A 25,637-nucleotide genomic window follows, 5' to 3' on the forward strand; every position below is an offset into this window, starting at 1 on the left:
TCTGCTACCGATAAAAACATCGCTAATCTTTACAAAAAATACGGATTGATTATTGCCTGAAGAAATTGGAAAGTATTTAAAACCGCTTTCATTTTAGACTAAGAAGAGCGGTACATTTTTTCAGCTGAAGATTATGCTCCTCACTACGCTGCCAATTTTGTATACTTCATGTTATTGAACCGTGGTTTATTCTTAAAAGGTGTAAGAGCAAAATTATACCCGGTGGATTGAGTATTAAACAAGTTTATAAGTCTTAAAGCAGTAGTGATTCATCAACTGAACGGGAAATAGCTGTCTTTTATCCCGGATTTTTTCATCTTTGTATACTTTACCTACCGGTTTTACAAGATATAGATTGGCTGTGATCTTTTACAGGCGGGTGTGTGGGTGATTTATTCATGAAATATTCAAGCCGTTATCTTCAGAAGAAGACCCGTTAATTAAAACTTTCCATCCCCGGCAATTGCGGTGCTATTATTTTTTCTCCAATCTTCTTATCCTTAACGGGAAGTCTTTACTATGCCCGTAAAATATAGTGTCCAGTGTAATGTTGTAGTGAGAAGGCAGGTAACTATTAAGCATTTTAACGTCTGCATCATTTTCAAAATGTGCTTCTGTACGGTCGTTTATCAATAAATAAGTTTTGGAGTTGGGATTAGCGTTCTCAATGGATTGCCTCAGATCCAGGGTATCTTTTATTTTAGATAAATAAGAACTGTCGAATTTTAATCCGTTAGGTAAAGGAACCAATGCATTTTTACCACTGTAATTAAATTTAAACTGCAGGGATAAAACCTTATGATAAAAGCAAATGGGTTCATCTTTATTTTCAATGGTACCGATATATTTGGTTAAAGACCGGGTATCATATTCTTTTACCTGGTATTTGTATACTGATAGCAGCATACAGGTATAAAGTATTGCTATAGTGCCAAAAATAATACTCCGCTTTACCAAAGGATAAATCTGAAATAACAAAAACACTGAAATAAATAAAGGATAAGCAATGGTTAAATAGCGGTCATGGTAATCTAACTTGGTAGCAGCAAAGAATACACTGTTAATTATCACCATTGCGGCCGCAGTTATCAGTATCGAATTAAAGCTTTTAAAGTAAGTGGTGTTGCCCGACTTATTGATCTTATACCACTTTAGGTAAGTAGCTATGATCAGAATTATAAAGAGTATAAAAAAAGACAAGCGTATGATCCTGTCCACTGAAAACAGGTGCATACCAAGGGTTAAGTTTTGTGGAGAATGAAATACGCTGAACATTCTTTCACTAAATGAGCTGGTAACAGAATTAATATAAGCCAACTCCATAGGGTCGGTTGTATACATAATGCTGACCAGGAACAAAATACCAACCGGTAAGGTATAAAGACAATATTTAAAAAAAGTTTTCCAGCCTTTAAATATAAGAATGGGCAAAGACAATGAAATGACCAGGTAGATGTACAGGTACTGGGTAAACAAACCCACCAGGCAGGTAACAATAAAAAAGTATAAATACCTGTTTTGATTTTTTATATAAAAACTAACCAGGTAATAAATAGATAGCAGAGAAAGAAACAGTACAAATGAATAAAGGCGTACTTCCAGTGCTGCCCATACTGAATAGGGATTTAATAAAAACAGGATGATCAGCCACCTGGAACAGCCGGCACCTGATATGAGTTTTACAAACCTGCTGAACATAAAAGCCGACAAGCCAATGAACAACGCAGAAAATACCCTGCCGAAAAAAACACTCGAATTAATATAACGCCAAATGGAAAGGAGTATGAAGTAAACCGGAGGTTGCCCCTCAAAATTATAGGACTGCCTGATTACACCTGAAAGATTATTTGATGTAGTGTCCAGGGAAAAAATTTCATCGTTGGAAATATTCAGGCGCTGGCACAAAAAAATTATAACGCCGGTATAAAGTAGAAGGAAACTATAGAAACCAATATTTTTAATCGCTTTGATATTGTCCTTAATAACAATCCCCTTCATAAAAAACCACTGTTTAATGGATTTGCAAATTAGTATAATTAATTTATTAAAAATAACATTAATACTAATCAGCTTAAATAATCTTTACTCATTTTATTAAGATGTTATACAACACATCTTTTTTTAATCTTGCAGTTATACTGCTAAATGCTTACTCTTTTGCAGCACTCCAAAACAATTAGCAACCGGCTGGTTATAATCTGTCTGCAAGTTGCTTATTGTCTTTTTTTAATGCAGTGCCCAAATGGAACAACTCTTCAAAATACCTTTTACTTTGCAGCGACAGAAAGCCTAAACTCAAAAACTGAATGGCAATAACAAACGTAATACCACCTACAAGAAAAGATTGCGGGTTGCGTTTAAACTCCGTTGCAAGGCTATGAGAGAAAGACCTTTCTTCCCCTGCCTGTAATACGGTATTACCACTGGCCAGGTCGGCAAGTACATCATAAAACAACCACACCAGTTCGTATAGCGAAAGCAACATTAAAATGGTACCTATACCTATAAAAAATATGTAGGGGCGGAAAATGAACCCCGACATGAGGCCGGAAAAAAAACTTCTTATTACCCGCAGGCTGGATGTTCTTTGTCCTTTAAATTTATTTTGTTCTGTCCAATCCAGGTGAGCCGGTATCTCCACAATTTTTGCCCGTAATATCATTCCCTTATAAACAATCTCAGGATTGATCTCGTAATCTTTTGTTTTAAGGTTAAGGGTTTGTACAAACTCTTTACGATATGCCCTTACCATGCCGGTAAAAGTGTGGTAGCTATCCTGTGCAGCCAGGCGCATAAACCGGTTTACCCAGCTACTCATGGTTCTTCTTAAAAACGGAACTGCTGTTACTTTACCGCCTTTCATATATGGAGATGCCATTACAATATCAGCACTGGTTTCAATCAGTTTATCGGCCATTATACCGATATATTGTTCGGAGTAGCTGAGGTCGATATCCATTATTATGATGATCTCTCCCCTTGAATTGCTGAAGCCCGTTTTTATAGCGTTACCCAGGTTAAGGTTAGTGGGATGGTGTATTACCCTCACTTTATCGGGATGATTCTTTACCAGCTCATTGGCAATAGCTCCTGTTTTATCTTTACTGCCATCATTAACAATTAACACCTCCCAATTGTACCGGTCGCTTATACCGTCCATATATTTCATTATGGTAAGTATATTCCGTTCTAAAATGGCTTCCTCATTGTAACTGGGGGCAACAATGCTTAAAAATGGTTTGGTATTCATCGCTGTCATACAGTTAATTTTTTCAATTTATCAGATACCAGCCTGATTGTGGCGCAAACCGGCTTCGTTAATACTTTTTGGTGCAAAAAGGCTTATCTGCCTGCTATTTTCTCATCTGCAAAAATCATTTTTTGCCTGCTGCAACATTAAAACAAATTTTTATAATCCGGCTTCCGTTTATATAATATCCTTTTTAATTATGAACCATAATAAACGAAATAAGGTATTATTTAGTATCCCTTTATAATTTAAATAAAATACACCCGTTACATTCAAATAATGTGGTACACTGTTGTTTAAGTGCTTCCTCAAGCCCCGGTATTTGCTGTATCACCTTTTCTTCGGCTAAAAAGAAGGAAACACCCTTTATTTTATAATCTGTGATATTTTTCAGCGACAGGTCGCCAACACAAATGTTATACCCCTTACGGTTTAACCAGTAGAAAAAATAGGAGTTATTATATGCTTTGGGGTGGCCAAGGTAATCGCCGCAAAGGCCTCCGTTAGCCAGGAAAAGCGAACCCGGTGGAATTAATTTAGCCAGGCTGTCTTTACAACTATAAAAAGGTGAGGTTTGAAAGTTGGTGGGTTTGATCTTTACCAGGTACTTGGAAGTAGCCATTAAAAAATACGCCATGCTTAAAACCAATACGGTTAGTATGGCGGCACTTTTAAAAAAGGCCGGCTTATTGGTAATATTGCCTTTTGCAGCCTGTAAAGCCGGGAAATATTTGTTGTACAATTCTATTACTGCTGTGCCCAATAAAATGGAAGCAGCCGGAATGGAAAAGATATGATAATAATACGCCCAGTCATCGGCCGTAGTTCTTACCGCCATGATATAAAAGATAAATGCTGAGGCGAACCAGGCTGCAGCAATAAGCGTACTTTCTTTTTTTCTGAACGGGGTAAACAGCAATGCTAAAATAATGATCACGGGCCCCAGTTTTGTCCATACATGCAGCAACTCAATTTTAAAAAGCCCTTGTATAAAATGTTTGTTGGTAAAAAAATCCATGCCAACCCAGGCGTATTCATTCGACAGCCCCAATGAATTACCATACTGCAAATAAAATTTATGAGAATACCAGTACCAGAAAACGGAAGGAAGAACGGCGATTATGCCTAACAGTAATACCTGTGGTTTAAAAAGAAATTTCCAGCCCTTTTTAAAAATGAGGAGTAGTAAAAACAAGATGCCGATATTGGCTGCAGTAAGTTTACAAAGCAGGGCCAATGCCGTACAGCAAGCGGCCAGTAAAAAATATTTTTTAGATTGGTCATCCAGCCAGCGGATAAAGCTGTAGCCTGCGGCTACATAAAAGAAGAACATGACCGACTCGGGTTGTACCGTATTGGATACCACAAATAAGATGGGGCTTAGTGCAAAAAAAACTGCAGCTGCAATGGCGCTTTTACTATCCAGCAGGTACCTGCACAGCCGGAAGAAAACCAGCATTGTTGCCAGTGAAAATAAAAAGGAAATCATCCTGCCTGCAGGTTCCCAAAATCCGAAAATTTTATACGATGCGGCTATCAGGTAAGAATATAACTGGAACTCTCCTTCCGTATAGCCGGGGCCCGATCCATCCCAGGCTACCTGCGGGTGCAGGATATCAGTGTGGTTCTGATAAAAGTTTTTAGCAATGGTTGATACATCAGACTCACGCCATGATTCGGTATCTACCGCATGAAAAAGTTCGGTGCTTCTTACTCCTGCACCAATGAGAAAAATAATTATCCAGGTTAATTTGATCTGCTTCATTAAGGCTTGTTTTAGAAAAAGGTAATAGAAGTAGATGATGGATTATACTACCAACATGTTTTTTAAAGGATGTGGATTCAACTGATAAATATTTTACGTTTCAATTTTATTTATATCGATGCCAGCAATATCAACACCCCCGTAATAAGGAAAACGAAATAACTGGTTACATCTTTCAATGCAAAAACAATCGGGTCATCTGTCATTTTACCCCTGGTGGTAAATAGCCAGATACGACTGATCCAGAATAAAAACAGGAAACTGATGGCCCATAATATTCTGGGTTTTGAATACAGTTGTGTTATTTCGGGACTATTGATATACAATGAAAAAACGACCACTGCTAAAAAGCCGCTGGCAATGCCCATTACCTGCAGCAGGTTAATATCCTGAACAATGTAACCCCTGCCCCTGTCTTTTAAATTGGTTTCGCCTTCTGCCTGAATTAGCTGAATTAATTCTGAGTATCTTTTTACAAAGGCCAGGCTTAAAAAAATAAAAGTAGAAAAAGCAATTAACCAGAATGATAATACCACATCTATTACAATAGCGCCTGCAAAAACCCTTACTGAATACAGCAGTGCCAATATAAAAACATCGTACAGTACAATACGCTTAAGAAATAATGAATAGGAAAACGAGGTGATAAAGTAGAAGATGACAATACATAAAAACCACCAGTTAAGCTGTGCCGCAAAAAACAACCCTGCGGCTAAAAATAATATTGCTGTAATAACAGCAGTGGGAATGGCTATTTTACCGGAAGCTACCGGCCTGAATTTTTTCCGGGGATGTTTCCTGTCGGCATTCAGATCCAGTAGATCATTTAATAAATAGCCGGCAGATGCCACCAGGCTGAAAATGCAGAAGCCGAAAAAACTTAAGGTGAGTAATTTAACCGAGCCATAAGAGTGAGAAGTAACCAGCGGTACAAACAATAATAAATTCTTGATCCACTGGTAGGCCCTGATGGCTTTTATATAATCTTTAAGGGACAATTTTTTTGAACTGGTGATAACTGTAACAGCTGCATTTTTTTTTGCTTTTCGTTCAACTGTTTTAGAGGCATTTGCCAGGTATGCATTTCTGCACGAGGCAAATATTACAAGGTCTGCAGTTGCGTTTCCGATATAATCAAACTGTTTATCACCAAAGTTTTTGAGCAGCAGGTCTAATTTAGCAGCGCTCTTTAAATTAATACCATTTGCTGAGCCGTACACTTCGCTGAATATGGGATGCACTTTGGCCACTTCCATTGCAGCTGTATACGGAGAAGCCGTTGCCAATATTATTTTCCTTCCTTTGGCAAATTCTGCCTGCAGAAAATCCAGCACCGCAGTATTATAAGGCAGTAATTCATATTGTATCTGAACACGTTCAAATACCTTAGCTTTTAAACAAGCCTTCCCTTTTAAAAGCCAAAGCACACAATTAAAAATATAAAGCGGATTTTTTTTAATTAATAAAATGAGGGCCTCAAATAACAGATCGGTATCTATCAGTGTGCCGTCTAAATCAGCAACCAATGGAATAGCAGTATCCTGTACCTGGTTGTTCATTTTATTGTTACTAATTGAAGATGAAATTGATAAGGTTATTTATTGTATTGCAATCGTTGTATTTTTTTGCTCACAAAATATCAGCTGCAGGTATTTATTATCGCCACCATTTTTTGTGTTACGTCTTCTCCAAAAATATTAGCTTGCTTTTCGGGCACTTTAAAATCAGTAATAGCAGCGGCAATATTTTTTTGCGAAGGATTAATTAATAAATTCCATTTTTCAGTCACTGTTTCCACCCACTCTGTTTCGCTACGTAATGTTATACAGGGTTTACGCAGTATGTATGCCTCTTTTTGTATACCCCCCGAGTCTGAAATGATCCTTGTTGATGCATGTTCCAGGGCAATAAAATCAAGGTATCCCTGCGGATCTACCAGTTGAATATTTGCAGGAACTGTATACGCAGCCGGCAACATTTTTCTTGTACGTGGATGCACAGGGAAAATTATTTTTTCGCCCAGTTGGCCCAGCTCATTCAATATATGTTCCAGTATTCCTGAATCATCAACATTATAATGGCGGTGCAGGGTGAGTAAATTAAAAGACTGATCCTGCAATTTTAAATCAGCAATTACCGTTGATTTTTGCAATGCCACCTGGATACTGTTTTTCATAGTATCCACCATAATATCACCGGTGAGGTAAGTACAGCTACCCATACCTTCGGTAGTAAGATTATCAACAGCTGTTTGCGTAGGTGCAAAAAGATATTTAGAAACATGATCGGTAACAATGCGGTTAATTTCTTCCGGCATTGTTCTGTTATAACTTCTTAATCCGGCTTCAATATGTATAATGGGAATATTTTGTTTTGCGGCAATCAATGCGCCTGCCAATGTGGAGTTGGTATCGCCAAATACAATTACGATGTCTGGCTTTTTTTCAAGCATTTCCTTTTCCAGTTTCAGCATCATTTCTGTTATCTGAACGGTTTGATTACCTGCGCCTACTTCTAAATGAATATCAGGTTTTCTTATGCCAAGGTCAGTAAAAATCTGTTCGGACATAGCATAATCATAATGCTGGCCGGTATGCACAATAAACTCCTGGTGAGCAGATAGTGCAGCTGACAGTGGCGCCAGTTTTATAAACTGCGGCCTTGCTCCTACTATTGAAAAAATCTTCATTACTTACTGGTTTCTTTAGGGGTTACTTCTTTAAGCTTTGCTTCGTCAAAACGCTTTGCAAATTCGCCCATTGGCAATACTTCAAAATGTTTCTGCATCATTTTCATTGCTGTTTCAAACACCTCTAATTTTTTTTCGCTGTTAATACTCATGCCCGGAAAAAAGGCCAGCTGTGGCACATCATCACCACCAATTAAATCCAACGGATGTAATAAATAACTCGGCGGCGTTTTAGTTATTTTACACATGAATATGGCAAAGCGTAAATAAGCCTTCATTAAGAATTTAGATACGCCGCTGATATAAAGCAGGTAACTCTGGTGAAAAGGCAGTTTAAAGACCGGCATTGTAGTAACCGGAATTTCCATTAATTTTTTGTTGCTCTTAAATTTCCAGGTATATGGTTTCAAGGGAAAAAAACCTTCTTTAAATGAGCCGAATAATTCTTTGCGGTTTTCTTTTTCTTCTTTTGATAAATTTGATTTTGCAAAATAATACTTACGCAATAAAGGGGAGATATATGTGGGTAAAGTAGACGCATCAAAAATATAATTTCTTTTTTGCAGTACTTCCAACAGATCCACACTCCAGCTAAAGCCCGGGCCACGAAACATATTGGTACGATGCCCTGTGGCTGTTATAATGGCTTCTTCGGCCATTTCAATTTCCGCTTCGATCTTTTCTTTAGAATATGTTTTTAACCAGCTTTCGTGATGAAAAGAGTGATTGCCTATTTCGTGCCCTCTTTCAATAATACTTTTGAGTACCTTATGATTTTTTTCTATCGCTGCATCCTGCCCTACCACAAAAAAAGTGATCTTCATATTCAGCTTGTCAAATACATCTAAAAATATCGGTACCACAATATCCAAATAAGAGGGAAAGGTTTCCCATCCTTCGTCGCCATGTACTTTCATGTAAGACCATTGATCGTCTAAATCCAGTGATATACTTGCTGGTATTTTCTTCTTTGCCATTATTGTGCTGTAATTTCTTTAAGTTTTGTTTCTGCCACTCTTATGGTTTCATTTACATTTAATGTTCCGTCTAATATGTAAGAAGTGTTAACGATATACACATTAGGAATTGATGTTGTAATCGGGGGCAGGTTTACTGAATAGTCTTTTGTTAATACAGTAATTACATGCTTTGCTCTTGCCACACCAACAAATTTTAAATTATCATCCGTTAACCAGGGGTACATTTTTTTAAAATTTGCAATAAAGAATTTTTTTATTTCCTCGTCAGAATAATTGAACAACGGATCTGTCGGACTTACATATTTGGGCAAATAAACTAAGTTATTGTTACCAAAATGTTTCTTATCCACTAATGCGCTCATTTCAATTACACCGGTAAAGGGCACCCATGAGTCGGTTATATTGGTAACGTAAAAATTACTGATGGGCTTATCTAACAAAACGGCTACACAAATAACACCCAGGTAATTAATATTATTCAGCTTTTGTGTTTCTGTTTCAGAAAGGCCATTACAAATTTTTGCAGAAAGCCCTGATGGCAATGTGGAGACCACTTTGTCGAATTCTTCAATTATACCATCGGTAAAAGATATTTGTGCTTTTCCATTTGCCACAGCTTTTATTTCACTGGCAACATAACCGGTTTTAATTTCCACACCTTCATTAAGCAGTTTTTGTTTAAAGGCATTGATAATTACTTTGTAACCGCCGGGTACATAACCAAACATTTCTTTTTTTAAACCGCTGCGTCTTGCACCATATAAACGCTGAATGGTGGCCCAGATGAAAACCGCAGATGTTTTGGTATAGCTTTCGCCAAGTTTAGCTCTTAAAAGCGGTAACCATATTTTATTAAACGTATTGGAACCCGACCATTTTTTTAACCATTCTGTTACGGGTATTTTTTCAAGTTTTTTCCAGTTCTTTATTCTTGAGGCTACTAAAATAGTAAGGCCAAGGCGAAATTTGTCAATTAAGTTAAGGGTGGGAAATTTTAAAAACTCTATTGTATCCGACATGGAGTAGAGTTTTCCATTCATATAAAAACCGGTCTTTGTTTCTACCCATTCAATCTTATCTTCTAAACCGATTTCCTTTAAAATTCCTCTTGTTCCAAAATCTGATAAAAGAATTACGTGATAAAATTTATCCCATTCCACCTCATTCATTTTCCATGAGCTGGCCAGTCCGCCAAGTTCGGGTGCAGCTTCAAATAAGGTTACTTTTTTTCCCTGCTGTGCCAGCCGGAGTGCTAAAGTCATACCCATAATTCCGCCACCTACGATTCCGCATTTTTCTGCTTGCATTGTTATTTATTTCAATGGTTAGGATTAGTTACATCAAAAACTGCTTTTGCCAGTCTATGGTTACTTTTAATCCTTCTTCCAGGTCCCAATGAGGTTTAAAGTCGAGTGTAGAACAGAGTTTGGTGATATCGGGTACCCGTCTCATTACGTCTTCGTAATTACCAAACGTAGAGTACGGAATATAATTAAGCTGAGGTTCTGAATCTTTGCCGTTAACCAACTTCCAGATTAATATGGCAAGATCTTTAATGGTTATTTCCGCATCCGATTTAGGGCCGGTATTAAATATTTCGTTATCAGATTTATCGCTTTCAATACATGCCACCAGTGCATTTACGGTATCATCAACAAAAGTGAAAGTTCTTGTTTGAGAACCATCACCATGAATATCGATGGTTTCTTTTTTAAATGCCTTTTCTATAAAAACAGATTGTGGTCCGCCCCACCAGGTAAGGTTTTGATGAGGGCCGTATGAACCAAAGAAACGTGTGATGGTATATTTAAGGCCATACTCGTCGTGGTTGGCAATAATATATTGCTCGCCATACATTTTTGATAATGCATAAGCCCAGCGTTTAACTGTTGTGGGGCCCATTACCAGGTCAGATGTTTCGGCAAAAGGAATGTTAGGATTTTTACCATACACATCAGAAGTGGAAGCAAAAAGTATTTTTGATTTATCCATGATACACTTATGTACCACATTCCTTAACATCAGGTAATTTTCTTCAAGTGTTCTTAATGCGTTGGTGTAGCGGGGAATTTTTTGTGAAGCCAGGTGAACAATAATATCTGCCCTCACATCTTTAAGCATCAAAGGGTTTGCTATATCACCACTAATGAACTCAAAATTTTTGTTATCCTTTATGGGTTCTATATTTCTTAAAAAGCCATAGTTGAGGTTATCGATTCCTATTACGGTATGGCCTCTGTCCAGTAATGTTTTTGCAAGGTTAGAGCCAATGAATCCAGCCACCCCGGTAATTAATACTTTCATCGTTAGTTTTGTTAGGTATAAGTGTTTAAATATATAGTACGTAATTCGATTATATCTCCTTTTAGAATTAAAATTCAATTAAAAAGCATTCTTATCTCCCTTAAAAACCTGGTACACAGTTAAAAAGAGAATTTGAATATCCAGCCACAACGTCCAGTTTTCCAAATACCACAAATCTTTGTTCACCCTCATTTTAATCTGGTCGGGGTTAGTGATCTCTCCCCTGTACCCGTTTACCTGTGCCCAGCCTGTGATACCCGGCTTTAAAAACTGGCGTACCATATACTCATCTACAAATTTGGAATAATCGGTGGTATGCTTCAGCATATGTGGCCTGGGGCCTACAAGGCTCATCTCGCCTTTGAACACATTGATAAACTGCGGAAATTCATCTAAACTGGTACGCCTGATAAACCTGCCGATCTTTGTAACCCTGCTATCATTTATTGTAGCCTGTTTTAAATCGGCATCTTTATTCTTACGCATACTGCGGAATTTATAGCAGTAAAACGGCTTTTTATTTTTGCCGGTCCGCAATTGCGAAAAGAAAACGGGGCCACGTGATTCCAATAATATCAATAAGCCCAGTATGGGTACCAGCCACGATAACACGAAAACAATAACTAAGAAACTTACAACAATATCCAATGCTCTTTTTTTGATCCTGTTACCCACGTCATCCAAAGGTTCGCTACGTAAAGAAAGAATAGGCAATTCTCCAAAATACTCAATATGCACATCCCTGGTAATAAATACGGAAAGATTGGGTACTATCTTAAAGCGGATACATTCTTTTTCAGATTGGTACATCAGGTCGTAAATATCCTTATTCTGTTCCGGCGTTATGGTAGAAAATATTTCTGATACTTCAAATTCCTTAGCTACCTGTAATGCCCTGCTTACATCTGTAATGATCGGGTAATGGGATAACTCATGTACATTTTTATCATCTTCAATAAACCCTAAGAGCTGGGTGTTGATACCATCTTCTTCAAAATATTTTGCCAGTTTTTTTGCGGTATCGTTATAGCCCAGGATGATGACCTTTTTAATAAGGTAGTGGCTGTTTTTAAAGTATTTTTTTATGCCCAGGTATAAAAAGCGGTTACCCAGCAGCCCAACACCAAAAGCTCCCATACTAATCACGATAAACAATCGTGATATGCGGAACTCACGTGAAAAGAACAGGTAAAAAAGTATGCAGATGATCCAGAGAAAATAAACCTGTGCAGTGCGTTTAGTAAAATTGTCGAAAAACAAAATTATTTTTCCGGCATAGGTTCTGAGGAAAAAAGAAAGGAGTAACCACGTTGCAACAGAAATGGTCCAGTATTGAAAGTAAACACTCCAGTAATCAACCGGTATACTTTCGGTAAAAAAGAATTTACAGATAATGTAACCTAGCGTAAGGGCAAACAGATCCAATATCACAAGGGTCATTTGTAAGTATCGTTCAAACTGCTTGTTCATACTGTAATGATAAATTTATTAAGGTGTTGTAAATACTTTAAAAACTATTATATAACGCTGCTTTTATATTTTAAATATGTTTTTATAAAAATTAACCAGCTTTTTACTTTCATGATTCCATGATAATTCGTTTACCACCCTGGCATAACCGTATTCTCCCATTCTTTTGCGTTCTTCAGGCCTGTCTAATAACCATATTATTTTATTTGCAAAATCTTCGGTAGAGGTATTATCGGCGTATAAAGAAGCATCCAGTGCAGATAGTCTTCCTTCTTTCAGGTCAAATTGAACGATAGGTTTTTTAAGTGCCATATATTCCATGATCTTGTTCATGGTAGAAAGGTTATTCATTTCTGTTGGCTTATCGGGATTTACACAAATGTCGGCAGTGTTTAATACATCCACCAATGTAACATCATCTACCCTGCCGTAAAAATCAACATATTCGCTTAAGTTCATGTCTTTAGCCTGTTGCTGAATTTTTTCCAATTCGGTACCGCCGCCGATAATAGCAAACTGTACATCGTTACGTTTTGCAATGATCTGTTTTGCGGATTCCAGTAACAGGTCCAATCCTTCCTGCTCCCCTATTACGCCCACATAACCTATTAAAAATTGCCGTCCCTTTTTATATTGGATGTTACCATCACCTAATTTTAAGCGATCCAGCTTGGGACCGCTTCTTACCACCTGTACTTTTTCAGGCAGCATTTTGCCTCTTCGTATAGCGATCTCTTTGTAAGATTCATTGGTTGCAATGCTATAGTTTGCTGTAGCAAAAGTTAATCGCTCTGCCAGCATCAGGAATTTATAAAAGAGTCCTTTCTTGTTATACTTGGCAATGTATAATTCCGGGTTAATATCATGGTGATCGAAAACATATTTAACACCCAATATTTTATAAAAGATAGCTACTAAAAATATAAGGTCGGGCGGATTACAGCCTTGTATCACATGAAACCTTTTTTTGCAATAGATTTTTAAGCTTAAGAAAGATTCCCAGAATAGGGCCATCGAATACTCCAGCATATACCCCCAGGCACCTTTGGCCTCAAATGGTAATGAATGACGGTAAATATCTATGCCGTTTATTACTTCAAAAGATTTCGTGTAGCCCTTCATTTTAGGGCATATAATGGAAACCTTAGCCCCGTTCTCCATCAGGGTATTGGCTTCCTGCCATACTCTTCTATCGAAGGGAACCGGTAAATTTTCAACTACTATTAATATGTGCTTTTTCTCAAACATGCTTTTTATTTACCAGTTTATTCCTTTGTAATTTTTTTTGGCTCTCATAGATTCGGGTAATCTTACCATATCTACAATTACAGTTGTATCAGGTGTTTTTTCTAAAACTTCCAGGTATTCTTTTTCTTTATTGTTAATCACAATTACATCCACGTCTTTTCCCAGTTCATTGATATCGCTTACCATAAGTTTGGAAAGATGCGGAATATGATGATCGATGTAGGCCTTGTTTGTACCTGTAAGATTAGAAAGGTAGATGTTTTTATCGTAAATTTTTACTTCGTAACCCTTACCCAGCAATGTTTCCACTACAGTAACAGCAGGTGAATTACGCAGGTCATCGGTACCGGCTTTAAAGCTCAATCCCAAAAAACCGATTCTCTTTTTTTCTGTATGCTGAATCATTTCCACTGCACGGTTGATCTGCAGTTCATTGGATTTATTGATGCTTTCAATTACCGGCACATTTACATAAAGATCGTGTGCCAGTGTTTGCAGGCCTTTTAAATCTTTTGGCAAACAGGAACCGCCGAATGCAAAACCAGGTTTAAAATAATAAGGAGAGATATTCAACTGTTTATCCTTACAGAATATTTCCATCACTTTGTGCGAATCAATGCCCATCTCTGCACAAATATTTCCTACTTCGTTACCAAAAGAAATTTTGAGTGCGTGAAAGGTATTGTTTACATATTTCATGATCTCTGCAATTTTAAGATCGGTAACAATAACCTCTCCCGGTAACTGGCGATAGAGGCTGGCAACTTTTTCAGCAGCAGCAGCATTATCTGAACCAATGAGGGTTAATGGCGGATTGTAATAATCATCAACCGCAGTACCTTCTCTTAAAAATTCAGGATTATCCACTATAGCAAAATCCACGTTTCTTTTTTTGCCTGATACTTCTTCTACAATAGCTGCAAACTTATCGCAGGTGCCGGGCATAATGGTAGAGCGTATAGCTATAACATGAAAATCTTTTTTCTCTTTTATACCGAGGCCGGCAATTTCAGCCACTTTAAAAATATACCCCAGGTTCAGGTGACCTTTATCGCTGCTGGGTGTACCCACAGCAATAATGCTGATATCGGTTTTAAGTATTGCTTCTTTTGAATCGGTAGTAGCTTCAATATTGCCTTTAGCCCTTTGATCGGCAATGATGTGATCGATATCTTTTTCGATAATAGTGGCTTTACCGGCGTTTATCTGGTCTACTTTAGTCTGGCTTACATCCACACCAATAACGTGGTGCCCGTTCTTTGCCAGGCAGCCCACGCTTACGCAGCCTACATAACCTAATCCGAAAATACTGATGTTCATAATTAATTAATTGATATTATTGTTTCCAGTTGAATATTCCCCGAAACTTCCAGGGAACAAAGTATTGTGTTGGTTTGTTCTTTGTGTAAAAATGAATTGGAATACCATCCTGTTATTTCAGGATTTAATTGCCCGTTTATTACAACTGCTTTTAATTTTTTATCTGTTTGCAATTGCACATTCCTGCCGTTTTTATTTACCAATGTAAAATCAGCTGCATTATTTTGTTGTACGCTTATTGCCGGATGCAAATGAAACGGCACTTCAATAAAGCAACTGGTATTTTTATTTTTTGTTTCAATAAAATCGGTAATGGTGATCTTCAGTTGTGTTTTGTCAAAAACCACATTCCTGGTATGGCTAACACCTTGTTTTTCGTAGCCATTATGCGTTGCTTTGATGGTATCAGTTGTGTCGGTTGTTTCAGCCTTAAGCACCGTGCATTTGTAATGATTCAGCCACAAAGTAGAGCCTGCAAAATCGGCCTGGTTAAGTTTATTTACCCTGATGGTATTATGCGCCAGCGTACTTACAAAATAATTACGCCATTCGGGTGCAGTGTGATAGGTGTATGTACCGGGATCAACAAAAACCGGCTGCCCATCTACATGCATAAAAAACGACAACGCATCTGCATGCCCGTGTGCTGCTATAGAAAGAAATCCTAACGGTGCGGCATCAAAATGAAAATAGACTTCTTTGTCGTCTTGTTTTTTTCTGCAATAAAAATGGCCTTCTTCTGTATAAAATTTTGAGCCTTCTGCAATGCTTTTATTTGCTACCGCATCAAATGCCTTTTTACCTGCAGCACCAAACAATAATTGATTCTTTGCATCAAAGCCATTTGATTTTGCTTTAAGCACGGGGTCATTAAATATGATGGCGCCGGAACTTAATATTGATTTAAAATTGTTGAAGTGGTGATCAAAATCAACAATAAAACATTTGCCATCGTCTTCATCGCCATACTTTGGAAAATTACCTTTACAATCAAGAAAACTACAGATATAATTAAATACCTGGCGCAGCTGTTGTTTGTATTGGGCTGAAAAAGGATGCCCTGAATTTTCTCCTGCCACGTAAGCCACCAAAAAGAAATCGGTAATAAACTGAATGTATTCTGCTGCTTCTTCTTTATTCACCCCATTCCCGGAATGCTGTTTTATGATTTCAGTTTCAAGCCCCTGCTGGGCATAGCTGATCCATTTTGGAGATTCATCAAAAGACCATTTTACCGAAGCCACAAATAAGCCTGCATATTCAGAAATAAGGTGGTTATTGGCAGATGAATATTTTGAAGGATTTTTATAGGAATATACGCAATGCTGATGTATCATTGGCAACCAATCGTTGGTGACAAATGATTTAAATGCACTGTTTGTTTTCATCAGTTCCTCTGCATTAATTACTTCCCAGCAAAGAAACCAGTTGATCAAACGTAAGTTTACTTCAATATTGCTATACCAGTTTACACCTGTGAGATAAGGGTTACTTTCTTTCCAGGATTGATTGATGCTGATGAACTGGTTAAGTATAGCTGCATCTTTTGTTTGATGGTGCTTAATAGCCACCTGCATTAAAAACTGCATGCGGTTAATTTCCCAAACACATTTTGCAGAAAGATCAGGGTCTTGTCTGATGCTTATACTCTTTGCAAAAGAAAGCGGGAAACTTTTTCCGGAAAAGATATCCCTGTGCCAATCGGCAGCCTGTATATTTTTATAGTTGAAATGCTTACCAAAAATATGTATCTCATCATCATGCAGCGTTACCTGTTCAAAAGCAGGTTGCAATAATTGCTTTGAAGCTATATTGTTAAGCGCAGCAGCAGGCTTGCCCTGGTAAACTCTTTGTTCCAGTTGCTTTATCATCATTTGCTTTATCCTGTAGGGGAATTCAGCAATTGAAAAAGTTTTAAGCCGGTTGATGTAGAAATTACTCATTTATCAGGGTATCTAACGACGTACTATAATTTCTTTTGGTTTGAATACTTTCCACCGCTAAAATTGCGGTATAGCTATTTATTAAAAGCGATTGAAAAGAAATGGGTGCCACACCGCTCTTTATTGATTTTGCCAGAACAGACATTTCTTCTTTCTGTCCCTTATCAATCATTAAAAATTGTTTTTTAGATACACCGCCATCTTTATACACCGTTACTGTTTTAAAATTGTCGAATTCAATATTGGTTCTGTAACCGGTGATCAGCATTTTTTCTTTAGCATATTTTTTATCGCCATCGGCCAGGTAAGCAATTACGCAGGTTGATCCGTTGCTGAATTTGATATTGATAAAAGCATTATCCTGTTCGGGCATACCTTCTACTGCAGTTGCACTTGCAAATACTTCTACCGGATCGGCATCCAGTAAATATTGCAGTGTATCAATAAAGTGGCATACTTCTCCTATTACCCTGCCGCCTTGTTCAGGCGATTGGTACCATTTATCCATCGGAATAAAACCGGCATTTACCTGGTAGTAAATTGAATACCTGATATTTTGCTTCAGTTGTTTTTTCAGGTATTTTATTGAATCAGAATAGCGCCTGTTATACCCTACCATCAATAGCTGCTGCTGTGCCGTATAACTTTTGTAGATAGCTTTTAATTCAGGTATTGATATGGCCAATGGTTTTTCCACATACACATGTTTGCCTTTGTCTAAAGCATCCACTACCATTCTTGCATGCTGGTTATGGCGTGTTGCAATCACAACCGTATTAATCTCTTTATCTGCTAGCATTTCGTGATAGTCAGTAGTGGCATACCTGAAACCAAATTTCTGTGCCTTATCTTTTGCATTAATGCCGGTTGCTGTTGCAATACCAATAAGATTAGCTTCTTCCTTTAAAAAAGGCATCAGCATAGTACTGGCATAGTTACCAGCGCCAATAACACCAATGGTTGCCTTATCAGACCTGATCGCTTTATCATTAGGAATGTTTACTCTTTTGGTAGTGGTATCAATATCTGCATCATATTTTAATACCACGCCCAGGTAATCTTCTTTACCGGCTTTAATATCCAGGAATGCTTTTTCAGAATCATTAAAACTAAACTGGTGTGTAATGAGTTTTGAAAAATCAATTTTACCATCTTTTAAAAGTTGTAACACAGACATCATGTTACGTTGTTCTGTCCACCTTACATGGCCAACAGGATAGTCGATTCCTTTTTCTTCGTATATGGGGTCATATCTTCCCGGACCGTAAGAGCAGGAAAATCTAAAATCGAGTTCTTTATGATAATACAGGTCCCATGGCAGGTCCATTTTTGTAATTCCTATATCAACGATCTTTGCTTTGTGCCTCGCAATTTTTCCTGCAAGAATAATTGGATCGTTGCTTTGTGTACCGGTGGTAATAATTATTGAATCGCATCCAAAGCCATTGGTGAGTGAGCCTATCTCTTCTTCAAAATTATTTTTTGTTGCAGCCTGGGCAAAATAGGCGCCATTGCTTAAAGCAAGATCACATTTGCTTTGCGAAATATCAAAACCAAAAGCCCTGCAACCATTGGCATTTATTATCTGGATCAATATCTGGCCCAGCAACCCCAATCCAATTACGGCAACATTCTCTCCTATCTGCGATTCCGTTTGCCTGAAGCCCTGCATCGCAACCGAAGCAATGGTAGCAAAAGAAGCTGCTTTCAAATCTACCCCATCCGGTACTTTGGTGCAAAGATTTTTAGGAATAAAATTCACTTCGGCATGGTTGGCATATCCGGCTCCGCCGCAAGCCACCATATCGCCAACTTTTAAATTATCTACACCTTTACCTACTTCAATTACTTCGCCGGTAAGGCTGTAACCCAATGGCGACATAGAGTCCAGCTTATTCATCACTTTTCTGTATGTTGCTACAGGGCCTAGTTGCGTAAGTGTATTTAAAACATCTTTTACCTGCTCGGGTTTTTTCTTTGCCATTTGAAAATAACTGAGGTCAGCATTTTTCAATTTCATGATCTCTGTACCCACGCTAACGGCAGAATAAACTGTTTTTACTAAAACGCCTCCCGCTTTACAAACGGGAACCGGCAATTCTTCCAGTGTTAATGAATTTCTTTTAATATTCTGAGCTAATTGTTTCATCCTGCTTTAATTGTTTATAGTTTATACCGCAAAGGGATAAACGAAGTTTGTATGCTATTTGTTTGTTGTGTAATTTATGTTAGGGTGTTGTTTCAGTTTTTAAATTTATTTTACCCGGCCATGCAAGTTACTGCAATGCCCGGCAATTCATTTATAATCCTTGTTACTATACTGTAACCACATTAATGCCTGCGCCCTGTACCTGTGAAAGTATAAACCTGTACTTCCCGTTTTTTGTACGTGGTATCCTGTCTACATACTCAAAGGTAATTTTCATTCCATTGCCCAATCGCACTCTTGCTTCCTGTATAATTTGTTCTTCGTCTTTTTGAGTGTAGTTTTTATCTTTCACCACTTTCAGAATAATAGCTTCTTTGGATGGTTGCACAATTTGTGCTTCCACTACGTTTACCGCATCTTTAAACAGGTGATCTAAGCGGCCTACTATTTTCCCTTCAGGTGTTATTACATAATCTTCTATCCTGCCTTCAACTTTATCTATCAGTAATCCGCCTCTTCCGCATTTGGCTACCTGGTTTACAGCAACGGTTACTATATCTCCCACATCGTAGCGTATCAATGGAAAAGCAGTGTTATTAAAATTGGTTGATACCACCCTGCCGGTTTCACCTGGCTTACAAGGCTGGTTATCATCATTCAATATTTCCACTACACTATGCTCTTCTTTTAAATGCAGTTCGCCACATTCGCATTCCACAATATTGGCGCTCATTTCTGATGTGCCATACCAGTTAAATACTTTTACTTTAAAAGACTCTTCAATGGCCTGTCGCTGAAAATCCAGCAGACTTTCTGATGCCGTGAATACAGCTTTCAGCTGCAGTTTTTTCTTGCCATATTTTTTATATGCCAGTGCCAGCAAATACATTGAAGAGGGATAACCGTGTAACAGCAACGGGTCAAACTTTTCTAATTGCTCAATATAAAATGGCAATGTTTCGCTGCTCATATGGTACGATGAAAAGAACAAATGATTGTTCGCTTTATCGAATGCCCAGAACGGCGGCTTTGTTCTGCCGGGTATTGCAACCGGGTGCCCGGCACAGGCTGCAATTTTATCTTTCCCTTCAAAACTTGCGCCTCCCCACCGGTAATGCATTTCCCTGAATGCATATTCGTACTGGTAAGCCTGTTCGCTTAATGGAAATACCATTGCCGAACCGGTAGTACCGCTGGTATGCCCCCAGTAAACTTTTTTACCTGCAGTGTTATAAAACGCTTTGCTGTTTCTTTTTACTGTCTGTTTAGCTAAAACAGGAAAATCGGACAATGCAATTGTATCCGATACCAATAAAGTTTTATAAGGTTCGTGCTGCTGGTAAAAAGGAACTTCTTTTATTTCCTTTAAAAAAGCCGCCAGTTTTTGTTGTTGGTAATTTTTTAATTCGGCTTCTTTCCAATACTGTGCTTTTTCCAAAAAAGCAATCTGTTCTTTATAAAAAGTACCAAAACGCTTTTTCCGCTGCTGCATACCATATGCAGAAGTAATAAATACTTTGAAAGGATAAGGTGCCTTATCAAACAAGTCTTTTATAAATTTATTTCCGTAACCCATTTACTTGTTGCAAACTGCTTTAAAACTTATGAAATACTACTCAGGTTCCTGATACTTAATTCCAAACACAAAAATGCCCATAACTTATCTGCATGGTCAATATTTTTATTTACATGCAGGTCAAAACATTTTTGTATCACTTTAATGTCTATAAAATCTTTTTGCACAGAAGTATTGATCGCATTCTGCATCATGTCTTTCAATTCATGAGATAGCCAATGTTTGATGGGCAGATCGAAACCTACTTTTTTACGGTAGATAATTTCAGGATCAATATAACGTGACGCCAGCTTTTTGATCAGGTATTTTGATACTTTATCTTTCATCAGCAAATCTTCGCTGATACCTGCCGAATAATTTACCAACTGGTGTGCCAGGAATGGCACCCTTAATTCCAGCGATGCACCACTTGTTGATCTGTCAGAACGATTGAGCAGATCATTGGGCAACCTGTCTTTAATATCTATATCCAGAGCATGTTTAATATCGTATGCTTTTTTAGGGTCATCGTTATTATAGGTTTTTATCAGCTCGCTCATCAGGTGAGGTTCAAAAATTACTGCAGTACCATAAAATGTAGGCTTATGTAAAGCATTGTACAAAAAGTTGTAGTGCTTGGAATAATTTTTAAACAATGATACCACTCCCGATTTAAATGGAACGGCCCAACCGATAGTTTTATGTATTTTATTGGTCCAGTTAAAATATTTATAGGAATTATAGCCTGCAAAAAGTTCATCACTGCCTTCGCCAGCAAGCAATACCCTGTAATTCATATCATGCGCATACTCCGAAATTTTATACAATAATAATGCAGAGGGATCGGCAACAATATCATCCTGTATGGTGATCCAGTTATTGATACTGTTTAAAAAATAATCAGCATCTACTTTTATTTCGTTGTACCCGATGTTGAATTGCGTACATATTTTTTTAGCATATTCAGATTCATCATATTTTTTATCGTGAAAGCCCACTGTAAATGCATTCAGGTTGCTGGTTTGCTTAGACGTTAATGCTGCAATTAAAGATGAATCAACACCACCACTTAAGAAAAGGCCCACCGGTACATCGGCCACCAACCTGTTTCTTATAGCATCATTAAGTAGGGCTTCAATTTCATCGATGGTTTTATTTTCGTCCGTATGTGTGCTGGTGATCGCATCCCGCTGCCACCATACTTTTATTGCACTGCTCTTTTGTGTTTTGGTATCAAACTCCAGGTATGAACCCGGAGTTAACTCCATGATATCATCAAATATGGTTGCCGGTGCTTTAAATGCCCGGTTAAGGTAATATTGCCATAATTTGGAATGGTTCAGTCTTTTTTGAGAAAAGATAACCAAGGGTGTGATGGTAGATGCAAAAGCAAATACCTCATCGGTTTCAATAAAATATACCGGCTTAATTCCAACCCTGTCCCTGCAAAGTGTAAGCAGTTGATTGGCCTTGTTATAATAACCAAAACCAAACATGGAGTTGGTTTTGTGCAGGAAGCTGATGTATTCTTTATGCAGTCCTTTCAGCAGTACTTCTGTGTCCGATTTTTTAACGTAAGTCTCATCGCTATACTTAAGGTCTTTATAATTGTATACTTCCCCATTATAGGTAATTACGCCATTGGTATCTTCCATTGGCTGCCTGGCATTACCAATGTCGATAATGGAAAGCATGTTATGATAGAAGAACAAGTTGGGCGTAACTTCAAACGCATTGAATTCATCAGGCCCTCTTTTGTGTTGCTTTTCCCTTACAAGATCTTCAAACTTTTTCAGAAGCCTGGTATCTGTTTGCTTTTTAAAAAAAATCCCGGCTATCCCACACATACTAAATGTTTTAATTTTAAGAATTTAATTTAAGTATTCAAATAACAAGCGTTTATTATTGATTTGATTATTTATTCCTGTTAAATATTTTTCAAATACTCCAGTACCTTATCTACTATTTTTGCTGCTGTAAATTTTTCTGCCAGCACCAGGTTATTCTCTCTCATTTTTTGTTGCAGGTTTTTATCCTTCATCAGGTTAGCTATTTGTTTAGCCAGCTGTGCAGGATTTTTTTTCTCTACCCACAAACAGTTTTCATACTCTTTAAAATAATCTGTAGCCGCTCTTATATTGGTGGTGATCACCGGCCGCCCTGCGCCTACTGCCTGAAAAACTGCCATCGGAAAACCTTCTGAATGATAGGTTGGCAGAATGGACATTTCACAATTGGCATAGTAATACCTTGTTTCACTTTCAGGAATATGCCCCAGTGTTTTGATGTTTTCTTCCAGGCCATAAGTTTTGATCAGGCTTTGTACCTCATCAAACAAAGGCCCGTTACCTAAACAAACTAACCTGAAATCAAGTGCTTCCTTTTTCAGTAAACGGCAGGCTTCCACCAGGTCCATTATTCCCTTTTCATACATAAAGCGGCCAACAAAAAGCAATACACTGGTTGACTCAGCAACACCAATAGTTTTTTTAAATGCAGGATCAGGTGTATATAAACTTTTATCGATCACATTAGCGGTAACCTGAACTTTTTCAGGCGCCAGTCCGATACTTAAAAAATTATCTTTTTCCTCTTCTGATAACAACAAAAAAAGATCTGTTCTTTTAAAGAGATATTTTTTTAAAAGATTGGTTTTTGAAAACAATATTTCGTTTTGAGAACCGTGGATTTTCAAAACTATTTTACCTTTTATATTGCCTCTCTTTAAAATAAAAACAGTAATCGCATCCCTGATCACGGTTTTAAAATCGAGCCCGGTATTTAAATAAATAAAATCACTTTGTTGTGCTGCCGCCTGCTTTTTTATTTCAACTGCATTTTTTATAATGAGCTTAAAACTGTTGATCAGCCCGTTTACCGATCCCCAGTTGCCGTACGTGCATACTATTGTTTGAAAGCCGCGGTTTTGAAATTCAACTATTTCAGATTGTGCAATTTCCTTGTGCGATGTACCGTGTATTCCAAATAATATTTTCATTGCTTCATTTACTGTTTAAATTACAACACTGCCGATGCCGGCAATATGTGTTACTTCCTTTTATTGGCGTCAATAAAATCCGCCACTTCTTTAGATTTTTCAAGATACCCGAACTCACGTAGGGCAACGGCCCTGCCATTTTTTGCTACAGTAAGCGATTGCTCGTAGTGATCAAAAATATAATCGATCTTTTTTGCTATCGCCCCCGGATTATTAGGCTCTACAATAAAAAGAGTTTCATTATCGGTAAAGTATTTATCGATATCTCCCACTCTTGTAGCAATAATTGGTTTTGCCGTCATACAGTATTCCCCTAATTTCCATGGAAAGCCATGATTGGCAAACGGGCTGTTGGACCTGCATACAAACAAAGCATCAGCCATAGTATTATAGCATAATAATTCATCTGCATTTACAAATCCTACCATCTTTACTTTATCTTCCAGGTTATACTTTTTAATATGATCCCTTACCCTGTCCATTAAAGTAACATTGGCACTTTTACCGGTCATTATAAATATCGTGTCAGGATATTTTTTAACGGTTTCGGCAAACGCTTCAATAAGATAAAAAAGCCCATCCTTTTCGGCAAACGTACCGCTGTAAACCAGCAGCCGTTTACCTGCATACAATGCGGCCAGGTTTTCTTTTGCCGCTTTAAAAGATGCAGTACCGGTACGTTTATTAATTTGTTCGGCAACGTATATCGGGCTTATTAAAATTTTATTTTCCGGCAAATACTTCAGGTAATGTTTTTTAAGGGCCGAAGAAATAACAATTAATCCGGCAGCAAATTTTGGCAAAAACCTTTCGGTAAGTTGCTGGCTTTTATAATTGCAATAACCCGGTATACCCTGAAAATCTTCATTTAAAGAAGCTTTTTCTACCAACCAGAAATAGATTGGTATCCTCCACAATGCACAAACGAGGATGATTGGCCCATCCCTTAAAATATCCACAATTCCCCCCAGCATTACTGCATCCAGTTTCTTAGCTTTCCATCTTTTTCTTATCAGGCAGGCGGTTTTTATTACCCCTAAAAAATTATCCAGAAACCTGAAACCTTTTTTAATATCCCTGCTGTCTTTTACAAAATAGTAAGGTACACCATCAAAATGCCCGTATTTATTTTCAGCACCAGACAGCACTTCTTTTTTAAGGCCGTAAGGAATAACAAGAAATGCATTTACGCCGTTTTCCTTAAAGCCTTTCATCATTAATGTTACATATGCACACTGTGCCCCGCCATATGGAAAATCGATAGAATTAACTAATAACAAATTCATTGTCGCTTTGATTTTTCATACTGATTATTTCACTATTGTTATGTTGTTATTTCAATGCGGGTAATTTCGCTATTTCCCTGCAAGGGTTACCTGCAGCAATTACATTAGCAGGAATATTTTTTGTTACCAGGCTGTTGGCACCTATTATGGTGTTCTCTCCAATTTCAACACCTTTTAACACCACCACATTAATACCCAGCCATACATTATTGCCGATGGTTACCGGTTTGGCATCACCAATACGTGGATCACCGGGGTGCCAGTCTGAATCTGTAATTAAAGTATTTGCACCACAGCGAACGTTATCACCAATTTTAATTACGCTGAATGCCCCGATTACGGTTCCGCTAAAACCAACATTGTTACCAATTTCCAGCCTGGCAACATCGGTTAGTGTAGAGACCATACAAGGCCTGTCTATACCAATAAGGTTAGAATTGTGCCGTGAAAGAAATTCGCAATCATTTCCAATACTTATTGCCGATCCCGGATACCTTTTAAAATAGCACTTGCCATCAAACCTTGTATTACTGCCTGTTTTAACGCCCCACCATAACGCATACAGCAAATTTCTTTTCCCGAAAAGAAAATGAATTTTCCGGAAAATGGTATCTGATGTATGAGATAAATTTCTGAATTGCATGATCTTTTAAAATCGTGGTTATAACGACGTTAAATTA

Annotated in this window: 18 protein-coding genes; all 18 read right to left on the reverse strand. The window is 37.7% G+C overall.

Features of this window, described 5'->3' with window-relative positions; translation table 11 throughout:
• Positions 1 to 474: 474 nt before the first annotated feature.
• Positions 475 to 1,998: a hypothetical protein gene (locus ACYVM0_RS18335; protein WP_460559354.1), complete on the reverse strand. Its 1,524-nt coding sequence runs from the start codon at positions 1,996 to 1,998 to the stop codon at positions 475 to 477.
• Positions 1,999 to 2,191: 193 nt separating this feature from the next.
• Positions 2,192 to 3,259 carry a glycosyltransferase family 2 protein gene (locus tag ACYVM0_RS18340; RefSeq protein ID WP_460559356.1) on the reverse strand — a complete coding sequence of 356 codons (1,068 nt, stop codon included), beginning with the start codon at positions 3,257 to 3,259 and terminating at the stop codon, positions 2,192 to 2,194.
• A 232-nt stretch (positions 3,260 to 3,491) separates the two neighbouring features.
• Positions 3,492 to 5,015, reverse strand: a complete 1,524-nt coding sequence (locus ACYVM0_RS18345; protein ID WP_460559358.1) for an ArnT family glycosyltransferase — start codon at positions 5,013 to 5,015, stop codon at positions 3,492 to 3,494.
• Positions 5,016 to 5,125: 110 nt separating this feature from the next.
• Positions 5,126 to 6,574: a UbiA family prenyltransferase gene (locus ACYVM0_RS18350; RefSeq protein WP_460559360.1), complete on the reverse strand. Its 1,449-nt coding sequence runs from the start codon at positions 6,572 to 6,574 to the stop codon at positions 5,126 to 5,128.
• Positions 6,575 to 6,654: 80 nt separating this feature from the next.
• Positions 6,655 to 7,704: a UDP-N-acetyl glucosamine 2-epimerase gene (gene wecB, locus ACYVM0_RS18355; RefSeq protein WP_460559362.1), complete on the reverse strand. Its 1,050-nt coding sequence runs from the start codon at positions 7,702 to 7,704 to the stop codon at positions 6,655 to 6,657.
• On the reverse strand, positions 7,704 to 8,681 hold the full coding sequence (locus ACYVM0_RS18360; protein WP_460559364.1) for a polysaccharide deacetylase family protein: 978 nt from the start codon (positions 8,679 to 8,681) through the stop codon (positions 7,704 to 7,706). Before ACYVM0_RS18360 ends, wecB begins: the two co-directional genes overlap by 1 nt.
• Positions 8,681 to 9,991: an NAD(P)/FAD-dependent oxidoreductase gene (locus tag ACYVM0_RS18365; protein ID WP_460559366.1), complete on the reverse strand. Its 1,311-nt coding sequence runs from the start codon at positions 9,989 to 9,991 to the stop codon at positions 8,681 to 8,683. Before ACYVM0_RS18365 ends, ACYVM0_RS18360 begins: the two co-directional genes overlap by 1 nt.
• A gap of 28 nt (positions 9,992 to 10,019) precedes the next feature.
• Positions 10,020 to 10,988: an NAD-dependent epimerase/dehydratase family protein gene (locus ACYVM0_RS18370; protein WP_460559368.1), complete on the reverse strand. Its 969-nt coding sequence runs from the start codon at positions 10,986 to 10,988 to the stop codon at positions 10,020 to 10,022.
• A gap of 78 nt (positions 10,989 to 11,066) precedes the next feature.
• On the reverse strand, positions 11,067 to 12,458 hold the full coding sequence (locus ACYVM0_RS18375; RefSeq protein ID WP_460559370.1) for an undecaprenyl-phosphate glucose phosphotransferase: 1,392 nt from the start codon (positions 12,456 to 12,458) through the stop codon (positions 11,067 to 11,069).
• 63 nt (positions 12,459 to 12,521) lie between these two features.
• The gene (locus tag ACYVM0_RS18380; RefSeq protein WP_460559372.1) at positions 12,522 to 13,706 is read right to left on the reverse strand and encodes a glycosyltransferase family 4 protein; all 1,185 of its coding nucleotides are present in this window, start codon (positions 13,704 to 13,706) and stop codon (positions 12,522 to 12,524) included.
• A gap of 9 nt (positions 13,707 to 13,715) precedes the next feature.
• The gene (locus tag ACYVM0_RS18385) at positions 13,716 to 15,026 is read right to left on the reverse strand and encodes a Rossmann-fold NAD(P)-binding domain-containing protein (protein ID WP_460559374.1); all 1,311 of its coding nucleotides are present in this window, start codon (positions 15,024 to 15,026) and stop codon (positions 13,716 to 13,718) included.
• Positions 15,027 to 15,028: 2 nt separating this feature from the next.
• Positions 15,029 to 16,969, reverse strand: a complete 1,941-nt coding sequence (locus ACYVM0_RS18390) for an alginate lyase family protein (RefSeq protein ID WP_460559375.1) — start codon at positions 16,967 to 16,969, stop codon at positions 15,029 to 15,031.
• Complete coding sequence (locus ACYVM0_RS18395; RefSeq protein ID WP_460559377.1) at positions 16,962 to 19,118, reverse strand: bi-domain-containing oxidoreductase; 2,157 nt, start codon at positions 19,116 to 19,118, stop codon at positions 16,962 to 16,964. Before ACYVM0_RS18395 ends, ACYVM0_RS18390 begins: the two co-directional genes overlap by 8 nt.
• A 166-nt stretch (positions 19,119 to 19,284) precedes the next feature.
• Entirely contained in the window at positions 19,285 to 20,694 is a 1,410-nt protein-coding gene (locus tag ACYVM0_RS18400; protein ID WP_460559378.1) for a phenylacetate--CoA ligase family protein, read from the reverse strand.
• Positions 20,695 to 20,720: 26 nt separating this feature from the next.
• Positions 20,721 to 22,520 carry an asparagine synthetase B family protein gene (asnB, locus tag ACYVM0_RS18405; RefSeq protein WP_460559380.1) on the reverse strand — a complete coding sequence of 600 codons (1,800 nt, stop codon included), beginning with the start codon at positions 22,518 to 22,520 and terminating at the stop codon, positions 20,721 to 20,723.
• An 80-nt stretch (positions 22,521 to 22,600) separates the two neighbouring features.
• Positions 22,601 to 23,671 (reverse strand): glycosyltransferase family 4 protein, encoded by a 1,071-nt coding sequence (locus tag ACYVM0_RS18410; RefSeq protein WP_460559382.1) that lies wholly within the window; start codon positions 23,669 to 23,671, stop codon positions 22,601 to 22,603.
• A gap of 50 nt (positions 23,672 to 23,721) precedes the next feature.
• Complete coding sequence (locus ACYVM0_RS18415; protein ID WP_460559384.1) at positions 23,722 to 24,957, reverse strand: glycosyltransferase family protein; 1,236 nt, start codon at positions 24,955 to 24,957, stop codon at positions 23,722 to 23,724.
• 46 nt (positions 24,958 to 25,003) lie between these two features.
• Positions 25,004 to 25,600, reverse strand: coding sequence for an acyltransferase (locus tag ACYVM0_RS18420; RefSeq protein ID WP_460559386.1), 597 nt, complete (start codon positions 25,598 to 25,600; stop codon positions 25,004 to 25,006).
• Positions 25,601 to 25,637 lie beyond the last annotated feature (37 nt).

Source organism: Ferruginibacter profundus (assembly GCF_054783275.1).